A 24,074-nucleotide genomic window follows, 5' to 3' on the forward strand; every position below is an offset into this window, starting at 1 on the left:
GACTGACGGAGTTCACATCGGGTGAAGGCTCGTCATCGCTTCCGGTCCGGAAACGGTGTCGCGACTACTCGGTGAGGAGGTTCCGTCCAGCGAGAATCGAGACCACGGCGCCAACGCCGGCGAGGGCGAGGTATTCGAGCGGCAGTCCGCCGTCGACGAGATACGAGATGTCGGGATCGTCGGGCTGGACGTAGGCCGTCACGGTCTCCCCTTCCGAGTAGTCTTCGAGGAATGCTTCCGCCGCATCAGGCGTGTTGCCCTCAGGGACGCAGCCCTCACCTGTCCCGGGGCAGAGATCTTCACTGGTGTACGTCTCGCCTTCGTACGCATACTCGTACTCGACCAGCGGGCGATATTCGTCGTCCGTCTTGTCGTTGGGGGCATCGCCCGGCTCGGCATCGTAAACCTCGCTCGTGAGGACGGTGGCGTCGACCGGTTCCGCGCTGCCGGACGCACGTTGTTCGCTGACGAAGAGAGCGGCACCGGCGACAATCAACAGGAAGCCGAAGACCACTGGAACAACCGCGTTGAGCGTGTCACCCATCGCAAACCCCCGCGGCGTCGGCCGGGCCCGGACGATCACGCCGGTACGGCTTCTCGTGATCGACAACCGTAACGCCGCCGTCCGCGATCACCTCGTCGGACGCCGCGGGCGCGTGTTCGAACGCGTCGGCGACGGCGACGACAACAGCGAGGTGGCGCTCCAGTTCGGCGGCGTTCAGCACCGTCCCGCGACAGCGAGTGGCGGCGCAGTCCGATTCGTGCGACAGCTCCCGCCCGATACCGTCGAGATCCAGCCCGTTCCCCAGCAGTCCCCAACCGAGCTGTGCGAGTCCATAGAGGCGGTTCCTACCGATCATCGCGACGTCACCCGAATCCGACCGCTGAGAATTCCCCGCATTGCTCTCACCACACCACCGCGAGCGAACCGAAGACGAGCAACAGCGCGCCGACGAACCCGACGAGACACGCCATCCCGTAGGCGACGTACGCGCCGATTGTCCCGCCCCGTCGCGCCTGAGCGCGTCCCACGTCCGAGAGGATGAACAGTTCAGGCTCCTCCCCGCCTGCGATTGCGACATCGTCGCCGTCCCAGTCCGCGCGGTCGACCGCTTCACCGAGGACGTAAACGGATTCACCCGGACGGACCGACCCCTGTTCGTACCGCCGTTCGTAGTCGAGCCACTGGTGGGTGTCCCCGATCGAGATCCGCTCCGCCGTCGCGGCGTCGGGATCGTCAGCGAGATCGGCCACGTCGGGGACGTTTCGCCCCCGCTCGATGACCGTATTCTCGTCGAGTCTGTAGTCGGCTTCGTCTGGCGTGTCCACGAGCACCGACCCCGTGTCGTCCTCAACGCGGAACGGAACGGCGTGACTCGTCTCGTGGAGCACCTGTCGCTCCACGTTTTCGTCGTCGGGGCCGGCCGTGTCGACGTGGTCTTCTTTCGCGATCACCTTCGAGTGCGATGCGAGCGCCTCCTCGCCCGTCAGTTCGGTCGTCACCGTTCCCTCGCCCGCCTCGACACGGGCCGTCCCCTCCACGGCGACCGTTCCCGGCTCGATCGACCCGATATCGGAAACATCGGTGTTGGCGATACGCTCGGATTGCATGCGGTAGAACCGCCCCTTGTCGTAGAGGCCGTACGCCGCGCCCACCATGACGAGCCCGAACGCGGGCATCATGAGGGCGACGGGGTCGACCATCGCTACACACCTCCGCGCCTCGCCCGATCGGCATCGGCTCCCGGCGCCATCGGCAGCGCCGTTCGTGGGGTGGACGACGCGCCCCGTCGCGAGTGTGTCCCTCGTCCGCCCGGTCCGTTCGACTCGCCTCCTCTGCCACTGCGTGTAGACATGGCTCGCACACTCGACTGCTGGCGTAAATGGTGCGAGCCTAGGTGGCTAGGGTGGGCCGGTTGCCGGGAGACCGATTCGGGCGAGCGGGGCGACCTGAACGGCCAAAGTCGGTCTATTCGCAGTAGACGCCGTCGGCGAACATCCCGTCGCAGGTGAGCGACAGTTCGTATCGGGCGACGTTTTCGGCCATCGCACCGTTACCGCTCCACGTCTCGACGGCGCCGATTTCGCCGGCCGAAACGCCGTACTCCAGGGAACGGGTGCTCGCTCCCTCCGATATCACACTTCCCGACGCGTCGTACAGGGACAGTGAGTACGTGTATCCCAGCAGGTCGATCTCCTGCTCGCCGGTGTTCTCCACGGTGACGATCAGCGAGAACGCACCGTCGACGACGGTACTGTGGCCGTCGGCCTCGTACGGCTGGTGATCGACGACTTCGAGACCGTCGACCGAGTTGCCGACGAGTTCCCCCTCGATGTCGACGTCACCCAGTCCGTCGGGGATGGTGATGTCCCCGGTTCCTCCGCCGCCGGTCCCGCTACCGCCACCGCTCTCGCTCCCGCCGTCGGTTCCGCCACCGCCGTCCGACCCGCTGCCGTCACCGGACCCGTCCCCAGAGCCACCGCCGGTACCGGACCCATTCTGCCCGTCCGAAGTGTCGTCTTCATCACTGGCATCGTCGCTCAAACAGCCGGCGAGTGCGAGCGAAACGGCCGACGTCCCGGCGCCGAGTGCTCGTCTGCGCGTGACCACTCCGGCAGCCCGTCGGGTCAGTTCCTCGCGTGTAGACTCCGCAGAGTTGTGCACCATGGTCCGACACGAGCGGCATGAGAGAAAGAAATAGACGCTAGACACGTAGTGAGCGGGCGAATGCGTCGAGATTCGCTACCAGGGGCCACAAAGACGGCTGGCGAGGATCGAACCCGGATCCCAATACGCGTCGTACGACGAACGCTGACTCGGCGGCGGACTCGCCGTCCTTGGGTTCTCGATCCCCCTGTCCGCCGTGTTCATGACCGTCGCGATCTCGATCCACAACATCCCGAGGGGACCGCCATCGCCATCCCGATGCGCGCGATAGAGCTCTCGAAGTGGCTGGTGGTGGGCGCGGCCATCTTCTCCGGATGCACTGTCGGCCACCCTCGAAGATGTCTGGCAAAGCGTCGTCGGACCCATCGAGATGAACGTGGTATCCGTCCACGACGGGACGATGCGTCTCGAACGCGACGCGTGGGCCGCCGAGGATTCGGGCGGACTCTCGTCGTTGGTGCCGGGGTCCGGCAAGTGACCGTCCTCGTCGAATCTGACGACACCGCGAATCGAAACCGCGACGGCGACAGTCGTCGGAGTTTAGGAGGGAAAAGATCGGTTCGAACCGTCGGAACGGGTGGCCACCATCGAGTTCCCACACGTGATGTCTGGCGCCGATACGAACGAACGCGATTCTATCCCGCCGTTTACGGCGAGGCGGATGTCACCGTTGCTCAGCGAAGGTGATGGTGTCTTCCCACGCTTCCGCAGCATCGTCCGCTCCCTCGACGATCTCGTGGAGTGTCTCCAGATCGTCGTCGGCGGCGAATGTGTGTCGTCCATTTTCAGCGTGCAAGACCACTACCTGGTCGTCAGTCGGTTGACCTTCGCTGTCGGTAGGAACGTCGTCAGCGGCAGTGGTCGCTGCGTACTCCGTGAAGACATCGATGGTTCTGTCTCCATGAACAATCACCCAGACATCACAGTATGGAAACATTACATACGCACCGGGAAGTGGTGTGTCTTCGTGGAAGAGATCGTTGAGCGCCTCACTGCTGATCGTTTTTTGAAGCGGTGGAAGTTCCACGGGGTCTCTGCCAACTACCTCGGCGACAGTGACCACCACTCGAGTTGCCAAACTGGAATTGCTCTGAGCCATCGTCTGCAAACGCACGACCCGAGAGGTGAAATAACCAACATTAAAACATCAGGGATTCGACCCCCCTCAGCTGACGGCAGGGTTAGGGGGAGAAGAGGCAGGGACCTTCCAAAGAATTCCAGAAAAATTGAGACAGTTTTGACGCAACACCCCTACGTCCAAACGATTCAATACCGCCGTATGGGACTACAATAACTCACTCGCTCGCCCGTGTGAACTATGTGAAAAGTCTGAGTAGTCCCGGGCAGGTTCGAACCGCGAGAACTCGCTTCGCTCGCTCTCTGGACTCGAATCACCGGGGAAATTGTCGCTCGCGAGTTGCTCGCGGCAGAATAGTCCCGGGCGGATTCGAACCGCCGTCAGCGGCTCCAAAGGCCGCTATGATTGGCCACTACACCACGGGACTCCGTGCGCATCGAACGGATAACCGGCCACGGACTAATAGTGTTACTTTTCGGCCGGGAACTCACGGGCCTGCAGCAGCTACCGTCTTCGGCCACCGAAGAAATCCTCGCCACAAAAGGTAGATCACGACCGAAAAATCTGGATCATATCCCAATCACTCGCCATTATCCGAAAGGCCACGCTAACACACCCAAACATCCAAAATCCGCCCCGCTACAGTTAGATATAAGTCGCTATCAGACGTATCCTAATCCGGAAGCTGTCGTCTCCATCGATCGTCGCCAGGGGACGTGCGCGAAAATGTCCCGGGTGTCGTCGCACCCGAGACGGTGGCTTCCAACCCGCGAAGGCCGAAGCCATGATTCGCTATCCACCCGCGAGACATAAACCTCTCGCACGAGCCCTCACGCGCTCGCTCTCGGTAGCCTCGCGTTTCGACGCCGTTCTCGACACTGGTGTTGACATCGCTAGCGGTGTCACCGCCGATCGGTGGTTTGTGGAGAGGCCACGCGATCGACAGAGTTGTCGACCGTCGAGGGCGGCCATCCGGAGCGCGAGGCGACGCTGATCGGGGGAGTGTGGCTCGGCCAGACCGGACCTCGTGTGCGAACACTTCCAGCCGTGTCGGCCACCGACCGCGGGAGCGGCCCGCGGTCGGGTTCCGTAATCCACGACGCGTCCGACAAAAGGGTTCACTGCGACCGGCCCGTCCACGCGGCAAAGAGCCTCAGTCCAGACTCGGTTCCAGATACGAACAGCAGTCGGCCTCGGGGTCGAAACACTCCGGGCACTCCGCGGGGCGGTCGATAATCGTATCGAGCCGCTCGGCGACGGTGTCGTCGATGACGGCCTCCAACGCGCGGGCCTCGTCGCGGAACTCCTCGACCTCGAGGACGTTCGTGAGGAAGCGCTCGATGATGCAGTACGTCGTCAGCGCGTCGTGGGCGCGTTCGATTCCCTCGTCGGTCAGCGTCGCACCCTTGTACTTCTCGTGTTCGAGCAGGCCGCGATCCTCCAGCTTGCCGACCATCTCGTTGACGCTGGCGGGGCTGACCTCCAGCATGTCCGCGAGCGTGCCCGTCGCGGCGGGACCGTCTTCCATCCGCTGGGCGAGGTAGACCGCCTTCAGGTACTGGTCGGCCGTGTTCATCGCTGCCCCTCCGTCCGTGCCGTCCGCGAACGTGATGTCGGTCCTGTCATGCTCGTCGCTCCATGATCTCGGTCACGTCTTCGACCCCTTCGCGTTCTTCCTCACGAATGGCGCGCAAGGTTTCGAGAACCTCCTCGCGGTCGATCGCGTACTCGGCGTCGGACGATTCGATGGCACCGATGAGATCGTCGTAGAATTTGTAGGCCGTCTCCTCGTTACACAACTGGTCGTAGAGCACGCCGTCGGTCCCCTCCGGCGGGCCGTAGCGCGCGTCGACGAGCGCGTTGATCTCCTCGTAGGGAACCGTCTCGGCCTCGAGGTCGTCGACCAGCGCCGCCAGTCGGTCGCGGTGCTCGGCGGACTCGTCGGCCGCCTCGTCGAGCAGCGCCTCGACGTCGGGGTCGATCGCCTCCCGTTCCGCTTCCGGGAGACTTTCCAGGTGGTGGGCGGCGCGCGACTCGACGACCTCCTCCAGCACGACCCCGATCTGGAGGAGCCGGGCGAGCTGGTGATCGGTCGCGACGCGCTGTCCCAGACTCATACACAACGGTGAGCGGGGCTGGCACTTAACTTCCCGCTTTGGCAGCTGCGGCGCTTGTGGTTCCTATCGCGAAGGAGCGGATTCGATCGGGGACCATCACTCGTCGAGCCGCCAGATGCGACTGCCGTCACCACCCGACACGCACTCGACCTGCTTGAGCCCCTTCTTGAGACATCGCCACCAGCCACCCGGCGAACCGTAGCCCGCGGGATACTCGTCGTAGAGCGCGTCGACGAAGTCGCCCTTCTTCGCCGCGTCGGCGTCACGCAGGTGGGCGAGGGCGACGCCGATCAATGCCTGGCGTTGCTCGACGAGGTCGGGCGATCGACCGGGGACGTCGATCGACGCCAAGTCAGTGATGTCCTCACCGGGTCGCACGTCGTCGCTCGTCTCCGCGAGCGAGGTCGAAGAGTCGTACTCCAGCCCGGTTTCGACGTCACGGTCCAGTTGCTTTCGGGTCTTCGCGACCGCCCGTCGAGAGAGTTCGTCGAGGCGGTCGACCTCGACCGATCCGAGCACGCCCGCGTCGTCCGAGAGTTCGTCGTCCCGAATGCGTTCGACCCGTTCGGGACGGAGATTCATCGAATCGATGGCCGCGTCGGACGTGGTCGTGCCGGTCGAATCCGACTCGTCGGACCGATCGCCGGTGTCGGTCTGATCTGGTTCGTCGGGGCTGGAGACGGTGGCCGTCGTCGCCGGTTCGGCGCCTGCCGGTTCCGTCGCGGTGTCTTCCGTCTCCGGTTCGTCGGGGCTGACCGTCGCGGTCGTGTCATCGGTTGCTGTCTCGGTCCACCCACCGTCGGACGACGCCGGCCGGCGTTGGGTCGTATCGGGAGATCCAACCGAACCTGACTCGGCGGTCCCCGCTCCCTCGGTACTCGACGTCCCCGACTCGATCGATTCGAGCCGCGACTCCAGGTTCGCGATCCGATCGCTGTAGGCGTCTAACACGTCACCCATCTCGGTCTCGTGTTCGATCGCCGCGCGGTGGGCGATGATCCAGCGAACGTAGGCGTCGCGACTCTCGAAGCCGATGAGTGAGCGCTCCACTTCGAGCGCCTGGAGGGTCTCCTCGTCGAGTTCGACCGAGAGTGTCTGCATCGTTCACCACTTGGTCCCGTCCCTATTAAAATACCCGTCAGACGGGTCGTAACGATATGGGATCTGGGCAGTCCAGTTCGGTGACCTCTTCGACGATGAAATCGGAAAAACGAGCGAGCCAACGGAAAGCTGTTCGGCGATCGGATCGAACGCTACTCGTCGAGGCGGGCTTCGACGAGCGCTTCGAGGTCGTCGCGGAACTCGTCGATCTCGATCTCCTCGAAGACGGGGACGAAGAAGCCCTCGACGAGCATATCCGTCGCCTGATCCTCGGGAATGCCACGCGAGGTCATGTACAGCAGCTCCTCGGCGTCGACCTGGCCGACGGTCGCGGAGTGGCTGGCCTCGGTGTCGTGGTTGTTGATGATCAGCTTCGGGCTGGCGTCGGCCTCGGAGTCGTCCGAGAGCATCAGCGTGTTCTCGCGCTGGTAGGAACTCGTGTCCCAGGCCTCGGTGCCGACGTCCTGGACACCCTCGTAGACCGAGCGGGCCTCGTCGTCGAGGACACCGCGGGTGACGAGGTCGGCCGTCGTGTGCTCGTTCTTGTGCCAGACGCGGGCGTTGACGTCGAAGTGCTGTTCGTCGTGGCCGAAGAACGCACCGACGATCTGGCTCTCGGCACCGCTACCGTCGAGCGTCGTCTCCACGGCGGACTTCGTCAGGCGGGAGCCGATGTTACCCTCGATCCAGTTGATCGTGGCGTACGTGTCGGCCGAGCCGCGCTTGAGCGAGTAGTTGTACGTGTCTTCGTCGAGGTTCTGCAGCCAGCCGTACTGGACGTGGCTGTTCTCGTTGGCGACGACCTCGACGACGGCGCTGTAGTAGCGATCCTCGCTCGCAGCGGTGTCCTCACCGGTGTACTGTCTCTCCAAGATCGTCGCCGACGAGGAGTCCTCGGCGACGACGAGCGTGTAGTTGAACAGCGACCGGGAGTTCATCTCGGTCCGGATCGTGACGTCCTCGGCGTTGACGCCCTCGGGGACGTAGACGAACGTGCCCGACGTGAACAGCGCGGTCGAGAGCGCAGTGAGGTAGTTCTCCTGCGGGTCGATGACGCTCCCGAAGTGTTCGCGAACGACATCCGCGTACTCGTCGTCACCAGCGGCTTCCGCGAGCGTCGTCACGACGACGTCACCCTCACCGACGAGATCTTTCTCCTCGGCTGCGTTCAGCGGGTCGACGAGCGAGTCGAAGTCGAGCGCGTCGAGGTTCGTCCAGTCGCGGCCGGGCGTGCGGATGACCGGCGGCATGTCGAGCTCCGAGAGGTTCGAGAGCGCGTCGAGACGCGTCTCCATGAGCCACTCGGGCTCGTCATTTGCGTCGCTGATCTCCCGAACCGTCTCCTCCGAGATCGTTGCGTGTACCTGCGTGCTCATGGTTACCCGAGGCTCCCCTCCATCTCGAGCTCGATGAGTCGGTTGAGCTCGACGGCGTACTCGATCGGCAGTTCCTCCGTGATCGGCTCGATGAAGCCGGCGACGATCATCTTCTTGGCGTCGTCGTCGTCCAGTCCGCGCGACTGGAGGTAGAAGATGTCCTCGTCGCCGATCTTGCCGACGGTCGCCTCGTGAGCGACGTCGACCTTCGACTCCTCGATCTCCATGTACGGCATAGTGTCCGAGGTGGACTCGTTGTCGAACATCAGCGCGTCACACTCGACCGCGGTGCTCGAGTTCTCGGCGCCGTCGGCGATATGGACGAGACCGCGGTAGTTGGTGCGGCCGCCGTCCTTGGAGATCGACTTCGACTCGATGGTCGACTTGGTGTCCGGCGCGTTGTGGTAGACCTTCGCGCCGGTGTCGATGTCCTGACCCTCGCCAGCGAAGGCGATCGTGATGTGGGTGTCCGTCGCGCCGCGACCCTTGAGGATCGTACACGGGTAGAGCATCGTGGCCTTCGAGCCCATCGAGCCCGAGACCCACTCCATCGTGCCGTTTTCCTCGACGATGGCGCGCTTGGTGTTCAGGTTGTAGGTGTTACGCGACCAGTTCTGCACCGTGGAGTACTGTACGTGAGCGTCTTCGCCGACGAAGACCTCGACGCCGCCGGAGTGCAGGTTGAACGCGGAGTACTTCGGGGCGGAACAGCCCTCGATGTAGTGAACTTCGGCGCCCTCCTCGGCGACGATGAGCGTGTGCTCGAACTGGCCCATGCCTTCCGTGTTCATGCGGAAGTACGCCTGCACTGGCATCTCAACCTCGACACCTTCCGGAACGTAGACGAACGAGCCGCCGGACCAGACCGCACCGTGCAACGCGGCGAACTTGTTGTCGCTCGGCGGCACACAGGAGGTCATGAAGTGCTCCTTGACGATTTCGGGGTGTTCCTGGACCGCGCGGTCCATGTTCATGAAGATGACACCCTTGTCTTCCCACTGGTCGCGCATGTTCTGGTAAACGACCTCCGACTCGTACTGGGCGCCGACGCCCGACAGCGACTCGCGTTCGGCGTCTGGAATCCCGAGCTGGTCGAAGGTGTCTTTGATCTCGTCCGGGAGGTTCTCCCAGTCGTCGGTCCCCTCACGGATCTCGACGTCCGGTCGAATGTACGGCACGATCTTGTCGATGTCGACCTCCGAGAGGTCCGGCTGTCCGGGCCAATCGGTCGGCATCGGCATCTCCTGAAATAGCTTGAGCGCGCGCAGCCGGCGCTCGAGCATCCACTCCGGTTCGTCCTTGTCTTCCGACATGAGCCTGATCGTCTCTTCGTTCAGGCCCTGTTCGGAGACGAGGGCCGCCTCGTGTTCGTTCTTGAACGCGAAGCGATCCTCGGTGTTCGTCGTCTGTAGGTGGTCTTGATCTGAACTCATGTTGTTGGGTAGTGATTGTGTCTGTAGCGGTAAGACCCTTCGTCTAGTCGAGATCGGTTACGCCGTCTCGTAGACGTCCTCGCGAACCCAGTCGTAGCCCTCGTCCTCGAGTTTCTCAGCGAGTTCCGGGCCGCCACTCTTCGCGATCTGGCCGTCGAGCATCACGTGGACGTGATCGGGTTCGACGTAGTCGAGGATGCGCTGGTAGTGGGTGATCTGGAGGATACCTGTTCCCTGCTCGTCCCGAAGTGCGTTGATCCCGTTGGCGACGTCCTGGAGGCGATCGATGTCGAGTCCGGAGTCGATCTCGTCGAGGACGGCGACCGACGGCTCGAGGATCGCTGCCTGCAGGACTTCGTTCTGCTTCTTCTCACCGCCGGAGAAGCCGGCGTTGAGGTAGCGGTGGGCGAACGACTCGTCCATGTCCAGCTGGTCCATCTTTGCCGAGAGGATCTCCTGGAACTCTGCGACACCGATATCGCCCTCGTCTGCAGGCCCTTCCATCGGCGAGGTCTCGTAGCCGGTGTCGTCATCTTCGTCAGCGTCGGCATCCTCCTCGTCCGCAAAGAGTTCCTCTCGTTCCTCGATTTTCGCATTGAGCGCGGTGCGAAGGAAGTTCGTCATCGTCACGCCCTCGATCTCGGCGGGGTACTGGAAGCCGAGGAAAATACCGAGTGCGGCGCGCTCGTTAGGTTCGAGTTCGAGGAGGTTCCAGGAACGCTGGTCCTCGTCGATGTCGACCGCGTCACCGAACTCGTCTTCGGAGAGGTGGATCAGCACCTCACCGTCGGTGACCTCGTAGGCGGGGTGGCCGGCGATGACCTTCGCCGTCGTCGACTTTCCGCTGCCGTTCGGACCCATCAGGGCGTGGATCTCGCCCGACTCGACCTCGAGATCGACACCCTCGAGGATTGTCTCACCGCCCTCTGCTACCTCTGCGTGCAAGTTACGTAGTTCGAGACGTGCCATAGGACTCTGTCGGCTAATCGAAGGGTCGACGCACCCATAACGGTTTCGTCTTTCGGTGGATCGACTCCCAACAGGAGAATATAGGATAGGACATAGGAAAGAATATTTTGGGAAGAGGGATTCCTGAACCCAGTTATCGGAATACTGGTTGTCAAGGCGATGGTTCGGGAGGGATGGTACGCCGAACGAATGGGACGACGGTCTACCGGTATGGCCGCAGCAAGTTTCGGCGTATAACGTCAACATCTACCCGTATTACAGCACGGTTGCGGGCGAGTTCGCTCTCTCACATTGGGTACATCATTAGCTCATTTGTAATGTCGCCGGCGTAACCCTACGCGCTGTTCAGCGCCAACGCTCAATGGAAACTCACGGATAAGATATCTACATATTCGGCGTTCAACCTGTTGGATAAATACTAGTCATTATACTGTCCGCCGTCCCCCTCACGACACTGACTACATATATTACACTACTACCGGCTGGTCAATTTTGAGAAGGTAGCAGCCCCCGCAGCGGTGGACCAAGAGACGAGAGATTCATAGATTAGCTCTTAGAACACCACATGGGTTGTAGGAAGACAAACAACCAAATTTCATCCTCCGTCAAAAATGGTTGATTGGTCTTTTCTACTCCCAAACCACATACAAATTATGTTGTTACATTAATTTCACCATCGGTCCGGAACTCCTCTACCGTAACACCATCTCCTTCGTAATTTATCACAAGGCTCGTTCCGGACTCAACGAGACACTGATAATGGACATTATCATCCGAATAGTCCCGGATAAAGTCGCCCCAGACTATATCGCCATCCTGCGTATCAACGTCAATGCTGCCCGTGTTGTCAAAGATCAATTCGAAGTAGTATGGACCATCCGGTGAGCTAGAGGCATCAACGTATGCTGTCTTTTCAGAAGCGGCGGCGACGTTTCCGGCGGTCCCGAGTGCGCCGATCGTTGCCGTCGCTGCGATGCCTTTCTTGATGAACTCTCGCCGTTTGTCATCGGACATTGCAATTGCTACTTTGTTCCAACATGTATTGTTTCTTTCTTACCCATTCAATAGATAATATATTAAGAAAGTCTTAACAGGGTGATTTTGGGCTCGGAGATCGTCCCCTCTTGCATTATCACTGTTCGCGGGTTCTCACTATTCAGACCAAAAAATCCTAATCAGGTATTTAACTCCATCTGAGAGTCGGCGTGATGATTAAACCTTGACACTGACACCCAATGTTCAGTACAAAACACAACTTGTCAGCTAGATGGTTAAAGAGACCCCACACCGGAAGGAGTGATCACACATATTACAACCACACAATATTTTCATCCCAAATAACATTACAAACCGAACACTAAGGTCGTTTTTTAGTTATGATCCTAGGTCACACGAAGCTATCGAGCCCCGTCTGTTCCTGGCCGGCCTTGACCTCCTCCCAGGAGATATCCAGCGCCTCTAGAATGCGTTCGATCGGCCCCTTGAGCGTCTTGTCGAGCATCTTCTCGTAGTCGACTTCGAACTCCGCCGGAATCTGGTCGTCGTACTCGAAGCAGATGACGTCCTGATTACGCTTGAACTCCTCGTAGACGGCGTCTTCGGCCGGGTCGAGACCGTTTTCGGATTCGATTCGCTGGAAGAAGTCGTCGTGGACGCGATCCAAGTACACGCGTTTGGGCTTACTTCCCCGCTGGAAGTTGGTCCCGAGCAGGAGGTTCGCGTACTTGGCACCGCGGACGTGGGCGGTGTCGGTCTCGTACTCGGTGAGGCGCTTTCCGATCCCGCCGGGGATCGAGATGTCGTCGAGCGAGACGTTGCCGGCAAGGAAGTTCTCGATGATCTCGTTGACGTAGGTCTTGACCGCCTCAACGTCACCGTCACGGACGATCATCTCGATGACCTGGTGTTGGACCTCCTTGGTGATCGGGGCGATATCCGAGCGCTGGTACTCGAAACCGGTGATGTCGATGTTGTCGACGTCCTTCCCCTCCTTCCAGACGATGTGGCCCGCGTAGCGCTTCTTCTTGCCCGCCTGGAAGAAGCGGCGGTAGAGTTTCTCGAACTCGATCTGGAAGCGATGCTCGTCGGCGTTCAGTTCCTCGGCGGCGAAGTCGTCGTAGCGACCGTTGATGTACTCCTCGATCTCGAAGGACTGTTCGAGCGCCTCCTCGTCGCCGACGTCGGGACCCAGTTCCAGCATGACCGAGTCCGTATCGCCGTAGGCGACGGTGTAGTCGAGTTCGGTCGCGGCCGTCTCGGTGAACTCGATGACCTCCCGGCCGGTCGCCGTGATCGCCGAGGCGGCGTCCTTGTCGTAGAGGCGGAACTGTTCCCACCCGGAGACGCCGTACAGCGAGTTCATGATGACCTTGACGGCGCCCTGCTGGCGGTCGTACTGCTCGTACGCCCGCGTTCCGGGGTCGTGATCGTTCCGCAGCGATTTCTTCTCCTCGCGCTCGGCGAGCAGTTCGGTGATCATCTCACGCATGACGCCGTCCGGCTCGGTCCTGAAGTGTGTGCCCGAGGGGGCGACGTACGTGTCCCCGTCGTACTCGTCGGGATCGACCCGCGTCTCGGGGGAGGCGTTGATCGTCACCATGCACATCGGGTACAGACTCTTCAGGTCAAGGACCGTCACGTTCTCGCGCACGCCCGTGATGGGATCGAAGACGGCGCCACCCTCGTACTCGTCGCCCGCTTCCTGCTGGCCCTTGGAGGGGAGCGCCCAGCGGTCGTTGGCCTTGTGCAGAACGTACATGTCGACGGCGTCGCCGGGTGTCGGCGCGTCTTCGAGTTTACACCCGACGAACGTGGCCATCTCCCGCCAGAACGCGATGAGTTGCTGCTGACGGTCCAGTTCGACACAGATCTCCACGTCGCGAAGGTTGTACTCGAGCAGCCGTGTCGGATCGTCCTCCCAGAGGTCACCGATCTTCCCCGGATACCGCTCCTTCCCGACACCGAGTTCACTCTCACCGACGGCGTCCAGCCGGTAGGAGTCAAGTTCCGTGAAGATACGGCGCTGATAGCCATAGAGCAGGTCGAAGACGACACGACCCTTGACGTCTGGACCACCCCAGTTACTCCGCCAGACCTCGCCCAGCCGGGAGAGCCGGTCAGGGTCGAGATCGAAGTCGTGGTGTGGACCGTTGCGATCCTCCAGTCGATCGAGGAGGTACGGCGCGTCGAAGTCGTCGAAGTTCCAGCCCGTCAGGACGTCGGGGTCGGTCTCGTCGATATACGCGAGGAACGCCTCGAGCATCGCCTCCTCGGAGTCGAACGCGCGGACGTCGTGATCGATCTCACCCTCGATGGGATCGTACTCCGCCAGGGTGGACGGCGGGGTGCCATCGCCCTCGTCGGCCTCCCAGATCCAGAGGACGTACTCGTCGCGGTAGGAATCGTGGCTCGCCAGACAGATGATCGGCTCTTCGCCGTCTTCCGGGAAGCCCGACCTGTCGTCGACCTCGATGTCGAACGTCTGAACGCGGGGGGTCGCGTCGGCGTCGACCGGTTCGACCTCGTCGTGGGGCACGACGAGGCTCCCGTCGTCGGTTCGCCGTTCGGGGACGCGAATACCACTGCGAACGTCCTTGTCGATCAGGAACCGGTTCGGGAAGAGGATGTCTGCCTCGTAGTGGTCGAACTCGTCACGAATCTGCCCGACGTCCCGTGGCGTCTGACCGAAGATCTTCACCAGTCGCTCGCCACGGATGCTCTCGTAGGGCTCGTCGTCCTCGTCGAATTCCTCCCAGCCGGTGAGACGGCCGTAGCTGGCGAGGCGTTCCTCGTCGACACTGTCGACCGGCGCGTAGAAGTACGGCCGGAAGCCGACGATTTGGACGTGTTCGAGCGTCGATTCGGCGGTCCGGCCGAACACGTGAACGATCGGCTGTTCGTCGTCACCGGCGCCGACGATCGTGTAATCGACCTGCATGACGGCGATGTCGAGTTTTCCTTGCGGTTCGGGAAGCGTCTCTCGCCGGGGATCGAGGATCGTCGTCTCGCCCGATCCGTTCGTGCCAGCGACGTGAGCCGCTTCCGCATCCGGCCGCGTCTCCTCAGTCTCGGAGAACGCACCGAGGACCTGCTGGGCCTCGTCACTCATTGCCGGCGCTTTGCGTGCCTGCGGTATAAACCCAGTTACTCGAAGAACGTGCCCCGACGAGACGGACAGTGACTGGCAACAAGAGCTTTACCGTGATAACACATAGCATAGGGAGAGGAATCAACTGTGTCCACCCGTGTGAACGACGACGCGACGGACGACGAGACGTCGCTCGAACTGCGATCGACCGCGCCAAGCATCGAGTCCTACCAGACCGAAGACGGAATCGTCTTCTACGACGCGGAGAATCCCCTCGCCTGGGTAGAGACGGACCGGACACTGTGCCTCGACGAGCTCGTCTAAGAAAACCGGCGTCCGTCTTCGGTCACGTCGACACACGATTGCAAGATGAGGCGGCTACCGCACCGATACCCTTTTTCGCGCGTCGCGTCGACTAGCGCCCGTGGGTCTGGACGACTTCAACTTCGAACCGAGTTCGGCCGAACCCGAGGAGTGGGATCCGGAGGCCGACCTCTACGACCCTGACGCCGACGGGATCACCATCCCTCAGGTCTCGACCGATCCGTCCGAGGTCGATCCCGAAATCTCTCGGGCGTTCTGGACCATCGTCCTCGTCGTCAACGCCGCACTCCTGTTCGTCTCGCTCGGCCCGATGCTGTGGTTCTTCCTGGGCTGGGCGCAAGAAGGCATCACGCTCATCGTCGGCGGGCTGGCACTCTTCGGACTCGCCTACTATCGCTACCGTCGGTTCATGGCGAACGCACCGGACCAGGACGATGACACGGACGATGACGGCAAAGCGCCGGGGCAATCGACCGAATCGAATTCCAACACCGAGCCGTCGACAGGGGAACACGGCACTGCAATGGCAAGCACCGACGAGACAAGCGACGAACGGGCAACCGACGAGACAACCGTGTCCGACACACCCTCCGAACAAGAATGAGACCCGTTCGAGCCGACGACGGCACCCACTATCTGCTCGTGAAACGCTCCGACGAGGCGAGTCTCGTTCGTGATCCCGTCACTGGCAACGAGTGTTACGTCAGAAACGATCGGCTGGAGGCGGCCGACGAGACGAGTGCGCTCGAAACAGCCGCCCGCGCAGTTCCGGCGCCCGTCCGGCGGCTCGTCCGGGCAGTGCACGACGACCGGTCACTCGGACTGGTTGTTACCCTCGCCGATCGCGGCCCACTCACCGTCCGGACCCTCGTCGACGAGACGACGTACTGTGAGAGCGACCTCGCCGGTGTACTGGCGTCGCTCACGGCAGCCGACGTCATCACCGACACCGATGTCGCTGGCGAACCCGCATACGACGTCCCGACCGAAACGGCGGACGCCCTCTCGACGCTTCGAACGGCAGTCGATCCTGAGACTGACAGCCGATAGTCCAGAGTCCGACGGCCAACAGCCTAGAGTCCGACGATCGATAGTCCAGACACCGATTACTGACGGCCGTCGGAAAGTGAGCCCCAGACGGCTTCCTCCTTGACCTGAACGGAATTACACCAACAGTACGCTCACCCTCGCCGATCGCGACCCACTCACCGTCGAGGGTCAATCCGCACCCATCGGTAGCTGATCGAGGTGGGCGCGCTTCGACAGTGACGACCGATTCGTCGTCGGGTCCGTCTCGACGTGGACGAGTTCGTCGGCCGCGCCGACGAGTTCTTCGTCGTGGCTGACGAGGAGGATCTGTTCGACACCGAGATCCCGCATCGTCTCGACGAGCGTGATGAGCTGGCCGACGTGCCCGGCGTCTAGGAAGACGGTCGGTTCGTCGAGGATAAGTGGCGGCAGCGGGCCAGCTCCCTCGACGCCTTCCGCGAGGAGCCGATAGATCGCACATCGCAGACTGAGGTTGAAGAGGGCTCGTTCGCCACCGGAGAGTTGCTCGGGATCGAGCGCGGCACCGTCTTTCTGATAGACGGTCAACTGGTAGGAGCCGTCGAGATCGATTCCCGCGTACGTATCGTTCTGGTAGACGAGATCGAACGTCTCGTTCAGGAGCCGGTCGAGCGTCTCGACGTTGCGCTGGCGCAACTCGCTCCGCAGCGTCGCGTAGGTCTCCTGGAGGGTTTCGGCCTCGTCGTACACTGCCTCCAGCGATTCGAGCCGCCGCTCGACGGCTTCCCGGCGGTCGACGAGAGATTCGAGTTCCGCGAGTTCGTTCTCGACCGCCCCGATCGCACTCTGCAGTTCGGAGCGGCGTTCGCGTAGCGTCTCGAGTTTCTCGTCGACCTGCTCGATGTACTCCTCGGCCCGTTCTACGTCCTCGGTCGCCGTCTCCAGTCGCTCCTCGTCGAGGGCCGCCTCGAGTTCCGCGCGACGATCGCGTGCGGTCGACAGCTGCTCGCGACGCTCGTCGTTCATCGTCTCCCAGTCAGTGCGTCGTTCCCGGAGCCGCTCGATCGTCTCCTCGCAGTCCTCGATCTGCGCCGATAATTCCTGTGCCGTCTCGAGCGACTCGCGCTCGGAGCGGAGGTCGGATCGCTTCGCGTTGATCTCGCCGAGTCGACTTCGGTGTTCCTCGACGTCGGCCGCTCGTTTGGTCGCCTGTTCGCGATGGTTCTCGGCCTCGCGTTCGGCCTCCTCGGCGTCCGCCCGAAGTTGCTCACACTGATCGACTTTCTCCGCGACCGACTCGCGTTTCTCGGACAGGAGCTGTTCCGTCGTCTCGCGGTTGTCCCGAAGACGTTCGACCGCCTGCTCCGACTCGCGTAACGATTCTGCACGCTCGATCCGTTCCTCGAGATCGGACTGCTCCTCGCGCAACTCGGCGAGTTCCGACTCCAGTGACTCCAGTTTCGCCCGTCGATCCGAGAGATCTGAGACGTGTGGCGCGCCCTCGACAGGCTGGCCGCACTCGGGACACTTGCCCGCTTCGAGGAGCGCCTCGGCGTCTTCGATAGCGCTTTCGAGCGCCGTTCGCTCGGCGACGAGGTCTGCGATTGCCGCAGCGAGTTCGTCCGCACGTTCTCGAAGCTCCTCCCGGTGTGCCGCCGCATCGCCGAACTCGATCGGGACGTCCTCGAACGCGGCCCGTTCCTCCTCGATCTCGTCGTCCAGATCCGCAAGTGCCGACTGACGTTCCTCGATCGTCTCCCGTGCCGCCTCGATGTCCGCCTCCAGTTCAGCGGCCTGCTCGCGAGCCTCGGTCGCGTCGTCAGCGAGTGTCTCCGCTTTCTCCTCGTGCTGGTCGACCGCACCGCTCGTCTCGGAGATGGAGACGCGAACGTCCGCCAGTTCGTCGCCGAGGTCATCGTCCCGTTCGTCGAGTTCGTCCAGGCGGTCCTCGATCGCCGTCACGTCCTCGATCGACAGATCGGAGAGGATCGAGGCGCGACGTGTTTCGAGGTCCGATCGAGTCGAGTCGAGCTCGGCGATTCGTTCCGAGGCGTCCGTCCGGTCGGATTCGGTCGCCTCGATCTTCGCCTGTAGCGATTCGATCTCCTCGTCGAGTGACTCGATCTCCGCTCGGCGTTCCTCGTGCGTTTCGAGGACCTCACGTGCGTCGTCTCTGGTCTCGACGGCGCGCTCGCGCTGGGCCTCGAAGTGCTCGATGTCTTCTTCGACGTCACCTCGCTCCGTCTCGAGTTCGTTGAGGCGGTCGTGGAGGCCCGCATCGCGCTTGTCCTCGATCTGCTCGTCGAGCGTCGCTGCCTCGCCGCGGACCTCGTCCAGAACGTCCGAGACGCCGAGTCGAGCGTCGTTCGCCCGTTCGCGATAGGCTTCGAGCGCACCGAGCTGGAGGAGGTCGTCGATCATGTCCTGGCGCTCGGCCGGCGAGGCGTGGATGAGCTTGTTCACCTCACCCTGGCGGACGTACGCGCAGTTGACGAACGCCGTCGCGTCCATCCGGAGGAGCGACGTGACGTAGGCTCGAACGTCACGAGCACCGTCGACCGTTCCGTCGGGCCCGTCGAGGACACACTTCGTGGTGCTCGTCCGTTCGTCGCGGCGTTTGAGCCGGCGTTCGATTCGATACGCCTCACCCTCGTGGGTGAATCCGAGTTCGACCACGGTCGTCTCGGCACCGGTCGTCACCACGTCGTCCAGCGTCCGGTCGTCGAGGGCCTTCGACCCGTAGAGGGCGAAGAAGATGGCTTCCAGCAACGTCGACTTGCCGCTGCCGTTGACGCCGTGGACGACGGTGATGCCGGACGAGAGGTCCAGATCGGTCTCCTCGTAACACTTGAAGTTCTCGAGCCGAACGTCGGTCACTCTCATGCGAAATCACCGATCGAGACCTGGCTGTCATCACCGGAGCCATCGTCGTCGCTATCCACCTCTTCCTCGGGAGCGGCGTCACTATCCTCGGAGTTGCCACCGGCAGGTTCGATGTCGCTGCTCACAGCAGTCTCGTCGGCCCTCTCGCCATCCACGTCATCATCTGCGGCGTCTATCCCATCATCGCTCTCGGCAGCCGCCGGGGTCTCGACCGACGTCGACGAGTTATCCCCGTCGTGGGCAGGTTCGTTCGGTGAGTCAGCGTGCTCGGACGTCGAAGCTGGCGTCGATTCTTGCGGTGAATAGTCTTCGGTGTCGTTGCCCTCCGGCGGGGAGGAACTGTCGTCGACGTCGGCGTCACCGATCGACGGGTGTCCGGTGAAGTCGAGGCCGTCTGCGTGCAAGGCGTCCCGAACGCGTCGTTCGACGGTCTCCCGAACGGTGGAGTCGGCGACGGTGTCGTCGCGGACGGTCGCGTCGATCGTGAGTGCGCCCGGAGAGAGGTCGAGATCCCGGAGGCGGTCGGTGACGGCGGCGTCCGGATCGGCGAACGACACCTGGAGTTCGTCCGCCTCGTCCGGCAGGTCACGACGATCGTTCGCTCTGGCCACGAGCGCTCCCCGGTCGAGGGCGTACTCCTCGATCGGTGCCGGCGAGATCGGTTCGCCGTCGCCCTCGATCGTCACGATGACGACGGCGCCGTCGACGTCGTGCTGGGAGAGGCGTTCGCGGACGCGGTCGGCCCCCTCGTCGGCGGCCAGTTCGACGTCGACGAAGACGAACTCACGGGTGCCGGAGATCGCTCGGCGACGGATGGAGACGTCGTCCTCGAACGAGACGAGGTTGTAGCCACGGGCGTCTCGCTCGGCGGCGCTCGCCCGTTCGGTCGAGCCGCAGTAGGTCACCCAGGTGTCCGTGACCGTCTCGGTTCCGGGGGCGTGATTGTCGCCGAGCAAGACCGCGTCGAAGTCGACGGACGACTCCTCGAGGACGGCTTCGGTGTCCCACGTCGCGTGCGCGAACGGTTCGAAGAGGCCGTGTGCGACGAGAGCGGTCGAAGACGCTTCGTCCGGAACGGGCGAGAAATCGTACGTGAGGGCGTCTCGGCGGGATTCCGGGACGTAATCGAGTCCGTAGAACGCGACGTCATCGACGACGACCGGGTCCCGTCCGAGTCGCGTCGCCAGGCCGAGATCGGCGAAGAGGTCGAGCCACTGGGCGTCACGCTTGGTCTCGTGATTGCCGACGATAGCGAGAAACGGAATCCCCGACTGGTCGAGCGACCTGAGCACGTCGATGGTTCCCTGCAGATCGACGAGGCCGGGACGGCGGTCGTGAAAGAGATCGCCAGCGTGAATCACGGCGTCGACGTCGTCGATCGCGTCCTCGGTGACGGCCCTGAACGCGGAGAGAAAGTCCGTTCGGCGCTCGGGCGAATTGTACTGTTGATACCCGATGTGGGTGTCGCCCGTGTGAATCACCCGTGTCATTGCCGGGGCTTCGGGAAGTGGCCCTAAAGACGTTGCGCGACCGAGGTGAAAGTGACTCGCCGCGGCAAACGACCGGTCGAACGCCCTCACTCAGGCGTCGATAGCCAGCGTGTAGAGACGCTTTCGGGCGTCGGTGAACGAGAACCGCGAGTCGACCACGTTCGCCTCCTCGAGTCGACTGATTGCGTATCGAACGGTCCGTGCGGGCAGGAGCGTTTCCTCCGCGAGTTGTTGCTGGGACATCGTGTCGTTGTACTCGAGCACCTTCGCGACGAGCTTCGCGCTCGGTGGTAACTCCCGAACGTCGTCCCAGCTTCCATGCGGGTCAGTGTCGGCCTGGACAGCTTCAGATGCACTCATCACCTACCGCTTGTGGATTCTGCTTAATAATATTTTCTGTTTGGATATATTCCCCATAGTAATCTTCCGTGGCAGTGAGTCGAGAACGGGCCACCGGTTCGCATCGGTACTGAGCACGGGAAGTCAGGCAACGGGGAACACGAGAGCGGACATCCGATTCTGCAGGAGAGAAGAACTGAAAGAGAACGCAACTTCGGTAGCACCCACCCGAAACCTCTTAAGAAGGAATACCCTACGCAGGTGTGATGACCGACACGGTGGACGACGTCGATCTTCCATACGAAGACGAGACGTCCAAACAAGAGAAGATACAAACACTCGAGGAACGCCTGGAGATTCTCGAATCCCAGAACGAGGAGATGCGGGACAAACTCCTCGACGCGAACGCAGAGAACAACAAGTACCAGCAGAAACTGGAGCGACTCAGCCACGAGAACAAGAAGCTCAAACAGTCGCCGCTGTTCGTCGCGACCGTCCAGGAGATCACCGACGAAGGCGTCGTCATCAAACAGCACGGCAACAATCAAGAGGCGCTCACAGAAGTCACGGAAGAGATGCATGAGGAACTCACGCCGGACGATCGGGTCGCGGTCAACAACTCGCTCTCGATCGTCAAATCGCTCTCGAGCGAGACCGATGTCCGCGCCCGCGTGATGGAAGTGACCGAGAGTCCGGAGGTCGGCTACGAGGACATCGGCGGCCTCGAAGACCAGCTCCAGGAGGTCCGCGAGACGGTTGAAATGCCCCTCGACCGACCAGAGATGTTCGACGACGTCGGCATCCAGCCACCGTCAGGCGTACTGCTGTACGGCCCGCCGGGTACCGGCAAGACGATGCTCGCCAAAGCCGTCGCGAACAAGACCGACGCGACGTTCATCAAGATGGCCGGCTCCGAACTCGTCCACAAGTTCATCGGCGAAGGAGCCAAACTCGTCCGCGATCTCTTCGAAGTGGCCCGCGAACACGAACCCGCCGTCCTCTTCATCGACGAGATCGACGCCATCGCCGCCAAACGAACGGAGTCGAAGACCTCGGGCGACGCCGAGGTCCAGCGGACGATGATGCAACTGCTCTCGGAGATGGACGGCTTCGAAGATCGTGGCGACATCCGCATCATCGCTGCGACGAATCGCTTCGACATGCTCGATCGTGCGATCCTTCGCCCCGGCCGCTTCGACCGCCTCATCGAGGTGCCAAAGCCCGACGCCGAGGGACGCGAACTGATCTTCGAGATCCACACGCGCGACATGAACGTCGCCGACGACGTCGACTTCGCGGAGCTGGCCACACTCGCCGAGGAAGCCTCCGGGGCCGACGTTAAGGCCATCTGTACCGAGGCCGGGATGTTCGCCATCCGAGACGACCGCACCGAGATTCGGATGGAAGACTTCCGCAGCGCCTGGGAGAAGGTCAACGCAGAATCCGACGGCGTGGCCGACGTCTCGAAGACCTTCGCCTGAGGAATCGGGTTATCGCACCTGACCGGACTCGTCCACCACGTCTTTCCTATTCGACCGCCGTTTCGGACCGTTTTTACCTTCCGCGTCGCTACCGGACGTCAATGACGAAGATCGTGGTCGTCGACAACCACGGGCAGTTCACCCACCTCGAACAGCGCGCTCTGCGCGATCTCGGCGTCGAATCCGAGTTGATCGACAACGACACCCCACCGAACGAGATCGACGCCGACGGCGTCGTCCTCTCCGGCGGACCCGACATGGGTCGCATCGGACAGAGTCCGGCCTATCTCGAGGAGGACGTTCCGGTTCTGGGCATCTGCCTCGGGATGCAGCTCATGGCCACCGAACTCGGCGGTACCGTCGGCAGTGGCGAGTACGGCGGCTACGCCGACGTCACGGTCGACATCGTCGACGACGAGGATCCGCTCGTCGGCTCGCTCGCCCCGGAAACCCGCGTCTGGGCGAGCCACGCCGACGAGGTGACGGGCCTCCCGGACGGCTTCGTCCGAACGGCGACCAGCGACGTGTGCGCCATCGAGGCGATGAGCGATCCCGATCGGGAACTCTTTGGCGTCCAGTGGCACCCCGAAGTCGCCCACACCGAAGCGGGGGACGTCGTCTTCGAGAACTTCGTCGACGTCTGCGAATCGCAGTAACGAAACCCGATTCGAGAGTATTCTACCGATCGTAGTCGGTTTTCCAGGAAACCGGTAACAGGTACGGATCGAGATGCCCAGCAGTCGATCGGTAACGAATCTAGGGGACTGTCCGTTACTGCCCGATCAGTCACACTGCCAGAAAGACGAGGTACGGCAGGCCGAACATGACGATGGTCATGAGCGCGAGGATGATGCCGTAGCCGACGACGGTTCCGAGGCCGGTCAGCCAGGCAGGATGGTCGAACTGGGAAAGCGCGTCGGTCATACCTGTACGTTCGTCGATTGGCAGATAAACGTACCGGAGGGCAGTCGGACTGTCTACGACGCGTCCGCGAACAGATCGTCGACGGCCGACTGCGCCGTGCGTGCCGCCTCGTCGGCGACGACGTCCGGATCGGCTTCGTCGTCGGGTGCATTCAGATAGACGTCAACCCCGAGGACGCCCTCCTCGAAGGTGACCGTCACGTCCATATCCCGGACCGAAGACTGCTTGTACCGGTCGAAGATGATCCCCTCTGCGGCGTCGGCTGCCGTCTCGACGACGGTTTCGTCGGTCGGCTCGTCGGCCGCATCCGAATCTGCGGTGGGCATTTACGCGCCGCCAGCACCCGGGCCGCCCGGACCGGCCGGGCCGCCGCCCATGCCGCCACCGAGCAGGCCTTCGAGTTCCTCCTGCAGGCTCTCGAACTGCTGCTGGACGCGGTCTTCCTGTTTCTCGAGCGTCTCCAGTCGAATCTCGAGGTTCGAAACCTTCTCCTCGAGTTCGGACTCGGCCTCGTCGAACTCGGTCTCGACGAAGAGGTCACCGATCTGGCGATACATCGTCGTGTCCTCGTCGATCTCGTCGAGTTCGTCGAGGGCAGTCTCGGCCTCCTGCAGGCCCGACTCGGCTTCCTGCTTCTGGACGGCGACGGTCTGGGCCGTCTCCTGCAGGCCCTGCAGCTCTTCGATTTTCTCCTGTGCTTCCGGCGGCAAGTTACCCTGCATACTCGCCGTGACGCCACCCGGACTGATAAACCCAAGCTTTGCCGCCGATCAGAACTGGCGGCTGGAGCGGCGAG

The 24,074-nt window shown here is 62.4% G+C and carries 24 protein-coding genes, 1 tRNA gene and 1 pseudogene; 6 read left to right on the forward strand and 20 right to left on the reverse strand.

From position 1 onward, the window contains the following. Window positions 1-64: 64 nt before the first annotated feature. The 4 genes from C479_RS02605 to C479_RS16350 form a co-directional block, all read right to left on the reverse strand. A complete protein-coding gene (locus tag C479_RS02605) occupies window positions 65-544 on the reverse strand; it encodes a DUF3592 domain-containing protein (RefSeq protein WP_007697410.1) in 480 nt (159 codons plus the stop codon). Then, window positions 537-860, reverse strand: coding sequence for a hypothetical protein (locus C479_RS02610; RefSeq protein ID WP_007697421.1), 324 nt, complete (start codon window positions 858-860; stop codon window positions 537-539). Before C479_RS02610 ends, C479_RS02605 begins: the two co-directional genes overlap by 8 nt. A gap of 46 nt (window positions 861-906) precedes the next feature. Beyond that, on the reverse strand, window positions 907-1,704 hold the full coding sequence (locus C479_RS02615) for a hypothetical protein (RefSeq protein WP_007697424.1): 798 nt from the start codon (window positions 1,702-1,704) through the stop codon (window positions 907-909). A gap of 265 nt (window positions 1,705-1,969) precedes the next feature. Further along, complete coding sequence (locus tag C479_RS16350; protein WP_007697427.1) at window positions 1,970-2,668, reverse strand: hypothetical protein; 699 nt, start codon at window positions 2,666-2,668, stop codon at window positions 1,970-1,972. 148 nt (window positions 2,669-2,816) lie between these two features. On the opposite strand from C479_RS16350, the pseudogene C479_RS16720 reads away from it, so the two are divergent. Continuing rightward, window positions 2,817-2,980: pseudogene (locus C479_RS16720) on the forward strand (ZIP family metal transporter); the annotation flags it as partial. 352 nt (window positions 2,981-3,332) lie between these two features. Here C479_RS16720 and C479_RS02625 read toward each other — a convergent pair. The 10 genes from C479_RS02625 to C479_RS02670 form a co-directional block, all read right to left on the reverse strand. Further along, window positions 3,333-3,782: a HalOD1 output domain-containing protein gene (locus C479_RS02625; RefSeq protein ID WP_241430150.1), complete on the reverse strand. Its 450-nt coding sequence runs from the start codon at window positions 3,780-3,782 to the stop codon at window positions 3,333-3,335. A 318-nt stretch (window positions 3,783-4,100) separates the two neighbouring features. Further along, window positions 4,101-4,173: transfer RNA gene (locus C479_RS02630), tRNA-Gln, on the reverse strand. A gap of 726 nt (window positions 4,174-4,899) precedes the next feature. After that, window positions 4,900-5,322, reverse strand: coding sequence for a metal-dependent transcriptional regulator (locus C479_RS02635; protein ID WP_007697432.1), 423 nt, complete (start codon window positions 5,320-5,322; stop codon window positions 4,900-4,902). Window positions 5,323-5,368: 46 nt separating this feature from the next. Further along, window positions 5,369-5,863, reverse strand: a complete 495-nt coding sequence (locus C479_RS02640; protein WP_007697435.1) for a hypothetical protein — start codon at window positions 5,861-5,863, stop codon at window positions 5,369-5,371. Between the two features lie 96 nt (window positions 5,864-5,959). Further along, a complete protein-coding gene (locus tag C479_RS02645) occupies window positions 5,960-6,964 on the reverse strand; it encodes a hypothetical protein (protein ID WP_007697438.1) in 1,005 nt (334 codons plus the stop codon). Between the two features lie 152 nt (window positions 6,965-7,116). Continuing rightward, window positions 7,117-8,340, reverse strand: coding sequence for a Fe-S cluster assembly protein SufD (gene sufD, locus C479_RS02650; RefSeq protein WP_007697440.1), 1,224 nt, complete (start codon window positions 8,338-8,340; stop codon window positions 7,117-7,119). Window positions 8,341-8,342: 2 nt separating this feature from the next. Continuing rightward, window positions 8,343-9,773 carry a Fe-S cluster assembly protein SufB gene (gene sufB / locus C479_RS02655; protein WP_007697443.1) on the reverse strand — a complete coding sequence of 477 codons (1,431 nt, stop codon included), beginning with the start codon at window positions 9,771-9,773 and terminating at the stop codon, window positions 8,343-8,345. Window positions 9,774-9,830: 57 nt separating this feature from the next. Continuing rightward, entirely contained in the window at window positions 9,831-10,742 is a 912-nt protein-coding gene (locus C479_RS02660; RefSeq protein WP_007697447.1) for an ABC transporter ATP-binding protein, read from the reverse strand. 651 nt (window positions 10,743-11,393) lie between these two features. Then, on the reverse strand, window positions 11,394-11,756 hold the full coding sequence (locus C479_RS02665; RefSeq protein WP_007697464.1) for a hypothetical protein: 363 nt from the start codon (window positions 11,754-11,756) through the stop codon (window positions 11,394-11,396). A 373-nt stretch (window positions 11,757-12,129) separates the two neighbouring features. Next, the gene (locus C479_RS02670; protein ID WP_007697466.1) at window positions 12,130-14,850 is read right to left on the reverse strand and encodes a DNA-directed DNA polymerase; all 2,721 of its coding nucleotides are present in this window, start codon (window positions 14,848-14,850) and stop codon (window positions 12,130-12,132) included. A gap of 126 nt (window positions 14,851-14,976) precedes the next feature. Here C479_RS02670 and C479_RS16355 point away from each other — a divergent pair, with 126 nt between their 5' ends. From C479_RS16355 to C479_RS02680, 3 genes are all read left to right on the forward strand, one after another. Continuing rightward, window positions 14,977-15,153 carry a DUF7331 family protein gene (locus C479_RS16355; RefSeq protein ID WP_162471226.1) on the forward strand — a complete coding sequence of 59 codons (177 nt, stop codon included), beginning with the start codon at window positions 14,977-14,979 and terminating at the stop codon, window positions 15,151-15,153. Between the two features lie 100 nt (window positions 15,154-15,253). Next, entirely contained in the window at window positions 15,254-15,757 is a 504-nt protein-coding gene (locus C479_RS02675; RefSeq protein ID WP_007697470.1) for a DUF7322 domain-containing protein, read from the forward strand. After that, the gene (locus C479_RS02680) at window positions 15,754-16,203 is read left to right on the forward strand and encodes a DUF7346 family protein (RefSeq protein WP_007697472.1); all 450 of its coding nucleotides are present in this window, start codon (window positions 15,754-15,756) and stop codon (window positions 16,201-16,203) included. Before C479_RS02675 ends, C479_RS02680 begins: the two co-directional genes overlap by 4 nt. Before the next feature lie 168 nt (window positions 16,204-16,371). On the opposite strand, the gene rad50 is transcribed toward C479_RS02680, so the two are convergent. The 3 genes from rad50 to C479_RS02695 all read right to left on the reverse strand — a co-directional run bounded on the left by rad50 (window position 16,372) and on the right by C479_RS02695 (window position 20,894). Continuing rightward, window positions 16,372-19,044 carry a DNA double-strand break repair ATPase Rad50 gene (gene rad50, locus C479_RS02685; protein WP_007697475.1) on the reverse strand — a complete coding sequence of 891 codons (2,673 nt, stop codon included), beginning with the start codon at window positions 19,042-19,044 and terminating at the stop codon, window positions 16,372-16,374. Next, window positions 19,041-20,534 carry a DNA double-strand break repair protein Mre11 gene (gene mre11 / locus C479_RS02690; protein ID WP_007697479.1) on the reverse strand — a complete coding sequence of 498 codons (1,494 nt, stop codon included), beginning with the start codon at window positions 20,532-20,534 and terminating at the stop codon, window positions 19,041-19,043. Before mre11 ends, rad50 begins: the two co-directional genes overlap by 4 nt. A 90-nt stretch (window positions 20,535-20,624) precedes the next feature. Further along, the gene (locus C479_RS02695; protein ID WP_007697483.1) at window positions 20,625-20,894 is read right to left on the reverse strand and encodes a MarR family transcriptional regulator; all 270 of its coding nucleotides are present in this window, start codon (window positions 20,892-20,894) and stop codon (window positions 20,625-20,627) included. Window positions 20,895-21,139: 245 nt separating this feature from the next. On the opposite strand from C479_RS02695, the gene pan1 reads away from it, so the two are divergent. Next, a complete protein-coding gene (gene pan1, locus C479_RS02700; RefSeq protein WP_007697484.1) occupies window positions 21,140-22,354 on the forward strand; it encodes a proteasome-activating nucleotidase Pan1 in 1,215 nt (404 codons plus the stop codon). Window positions 22,355-22,455: 101 nt separating this feature from the next. Beyond that, window positions 22,456-23,010, forward strand: coding sequence for a GMP synthase subunit A (locus tag C479_RS02705; RefSeq protein ID WP_007697485.1), 555 nt, complete (start codon window positions 22,456-22,458; stop codon window positions 23,008-23,010). Window positions 23,011-23,140: 130 nt separating this feature from the next. Here C479_RS02705 and C479_RS16450 read toward each other — a convergent pair whose 3' ends face one another. Genes C479_RS16450 through C479_RS02715 form a run of 3 tightly spaced genes read right to left on the reverse strand, consistent with a single transcriptional unit; the run spans window position 23,141 to window position 24,000 of the window. After that, complete coding sequence (locus C479_RS16450) at window positions 23,141-23,278, reverse strand: hypothetical protein (RefSeq protein WP_007697486.1); 138 nt, start codon at window positions 23,276-23,278, stop codon at window positions 23,141-23,143. A 53-nt stretch (window positions 23,279-23,331) separates the two neighbouring features. Further along, the gene (locus C479_RS02710) at window positions 23,332-23,604 is read right to left on the reverse strand and encodes a DUF3194 domain-containing protein (RefSeq protein WP_007697487.1); all 273 of its coding nucleotides are present in this window, start codon (window positions 23,602-23,604) and stop codon (window positions 23,332-23,334) included. Beyond that, on the reverse strand, window positions 23,605-24,000 hold the full coding sequence (locus C479_RS02715; protein ID WP_007697488.1) for a prefoldin subunit beta: 396 nt from the start codon (window positions 23,998-24,000) through the stop codon (window positions 23,605-23,607). Window positions 24,001-24,074: the final 74 nt, after the last annotated feature.

The organism is Halovivax asiaticus JCM 14624 (assembly GCF_000337515.1).
Taxonomy (GTDB): domain Archaea; phylum Halobacteriota; class Halobacteria; order Halobacteriales; family Natrialbaceae; genus Halovivax; species Halovivax asiaticus.

What these genes read in the sequence shown, in the direction of transcription:
- C479_RS02610 (WP_007697421.1), bottom strand. Translation starts at nt 860, where the DNA reads ATGATCGGTAGGAACCGCCTCTATGGACTCGCACAGCTCGGTTGGGGA.
- C479_RS02640 (WP_007697435.1), bottom strand. Translation starts at nt 5,863, where the DNA reads ATGAGTCTGGGACAGCGCGTCGCGACCGATCACCAGCTCGCCCGGCTC.
- C479_RS02660 (WP_007697447.1), bottom strand. Translation starts at nt 10,742, where the DNA reads ATGGCACGTCTCGAACTACGTAACTTGCACGCAGAGGTAGCAGAGGGC.
- C479_RS16450 (WP_007697486.1), bottom strand. Translation starts at nt 23,278, where the DNA reads ATGACCGACGCGCTTTCCCAGTTCGACCATCCTGCCTGGCTGACCGGC.
- C479_RS02680 (WP_007697472.1), top strand. Translation starts at nt 15,754, where the DNA reads ATGAGACCCGTTCGAGCCGACGACGGCACCCACTATCTGCTCGTGAAA.
- C479_RS02605 (WP_007697410.1), bottom strand. Translation starts at nt 544, where the DNA reads ATGGGTGACACGCTCAACGCGGTTGTTCCAGTGGTCTTCGGCTTCCTG.
- C479_RS02710 (WP_007697487.1), bottom strand. Translation starts at nt 23,604, where the DNA reads ATGCCCACCGCAGATTCGGATGCGGCCGACGAGCCGACCGACGAAACC.
- C479_RS16350 (WP_007697427.1), bottom strand. Translation starts at nt 2,668, where the DNA reads ATGGTGCACAACTCTGCGGAGTCTACACGCGAGGAACTGACCCGACGG.
- C479_RS02615 (WP_007697424.1), bottom strand. Translation starts at nt 1,704, where the DNA reads ATGGTCGACCCCGTCGCCCTCATGATGCCCGCGTTCGGGCTCGTCATG.
- mre11 (WP_007697479.1), bottom strand. Translation starts at nt 20,534, where the DNA reads ATGACACGGGTGATTCACACGGGCGACACCCACATCGGGTATCAACAG.
- rad50 (WP_007697475.1), bottom strand. Translation starts at nt 19,044, where the DNA reads ATGAGAGTGACCGACGTTCGGCTCGAGAACTTCAAGTGTTACGAGGAG.
- C479_RS02715 (WP_007697488.1), bottom strand. Translation starts at nt 24,000, where the DNA reads ATGCAGGGTAACTTGCCGCCGGAAGCACAGGAGAAAATCGAAGAGCTG.
- sufD (WP_007697440.1), bottom strand. Translation starts at nt 8,340, where the DNA reads ATGAGCACGCAGGTACACGCAACGATCTCGGAGGAGACGGTTCGGGAG.
- C479_RS02705 (WP_007697485.1), top strand. Translation starts at nt 22,456, where the DNA reads ATGACGAAGATCGTGGTCGTCGACAACCACGGGCAGTTCACCCACCTC.
- C479_RS02665 (WP_007697464.1), bottom strand. Translation starts at nt 11,756, where the DNA reads ATGTCCGATGACAAACGGCGAGAGTTCATCAAGAAAGGCATCGCAGCG.
- pan1 (WP_007697484.1), top strand. Translation starts at nt 21,140, where the DNA reads ATGACCGACACGGTGGACGACGTCGATCTTCCATACGAAGACGAGACG.
- C479_RS02670 (WP_007697466.1), bottom strand. Translation starts at nt 14,850, where the DNA reads ATGAGTGACGAGGCCCAGCAGGTCCTCGGTGCGTTCTCCGAGACTGAG.
- sufB (WP_007697443.1), bottom strand. Translation starts at nt 9,773, where the DNA reads ATGAGTTCAGATCAAGACCACCTACAGACGACGAACACCGAGGATCGC.
- C479_RS02645 (WP_007697438.1), bottom strand. Translation starts at nt 6,964, where the DNA reads ATGCAGACACTCTCGGTCGAACTCGACGAGGAGACCCTCCAGGCGCTC.
- C479_RS02695 (WP_007697483.1), bottom strand. Translation starts at nt 20,894, where the DNA reads ATGAGTGCATCTGAAGCTGTCCAGGCCGACACTGACCCGCATGGAAGC.
- C479_RS02635 (WP_007697432.1), bottom strand. Translation starts at nt 5,322, where the DNA reads ATGAACACGGCCGACCAGTACCTGAAGGCGGTCTACCTCGCCCAGCGG.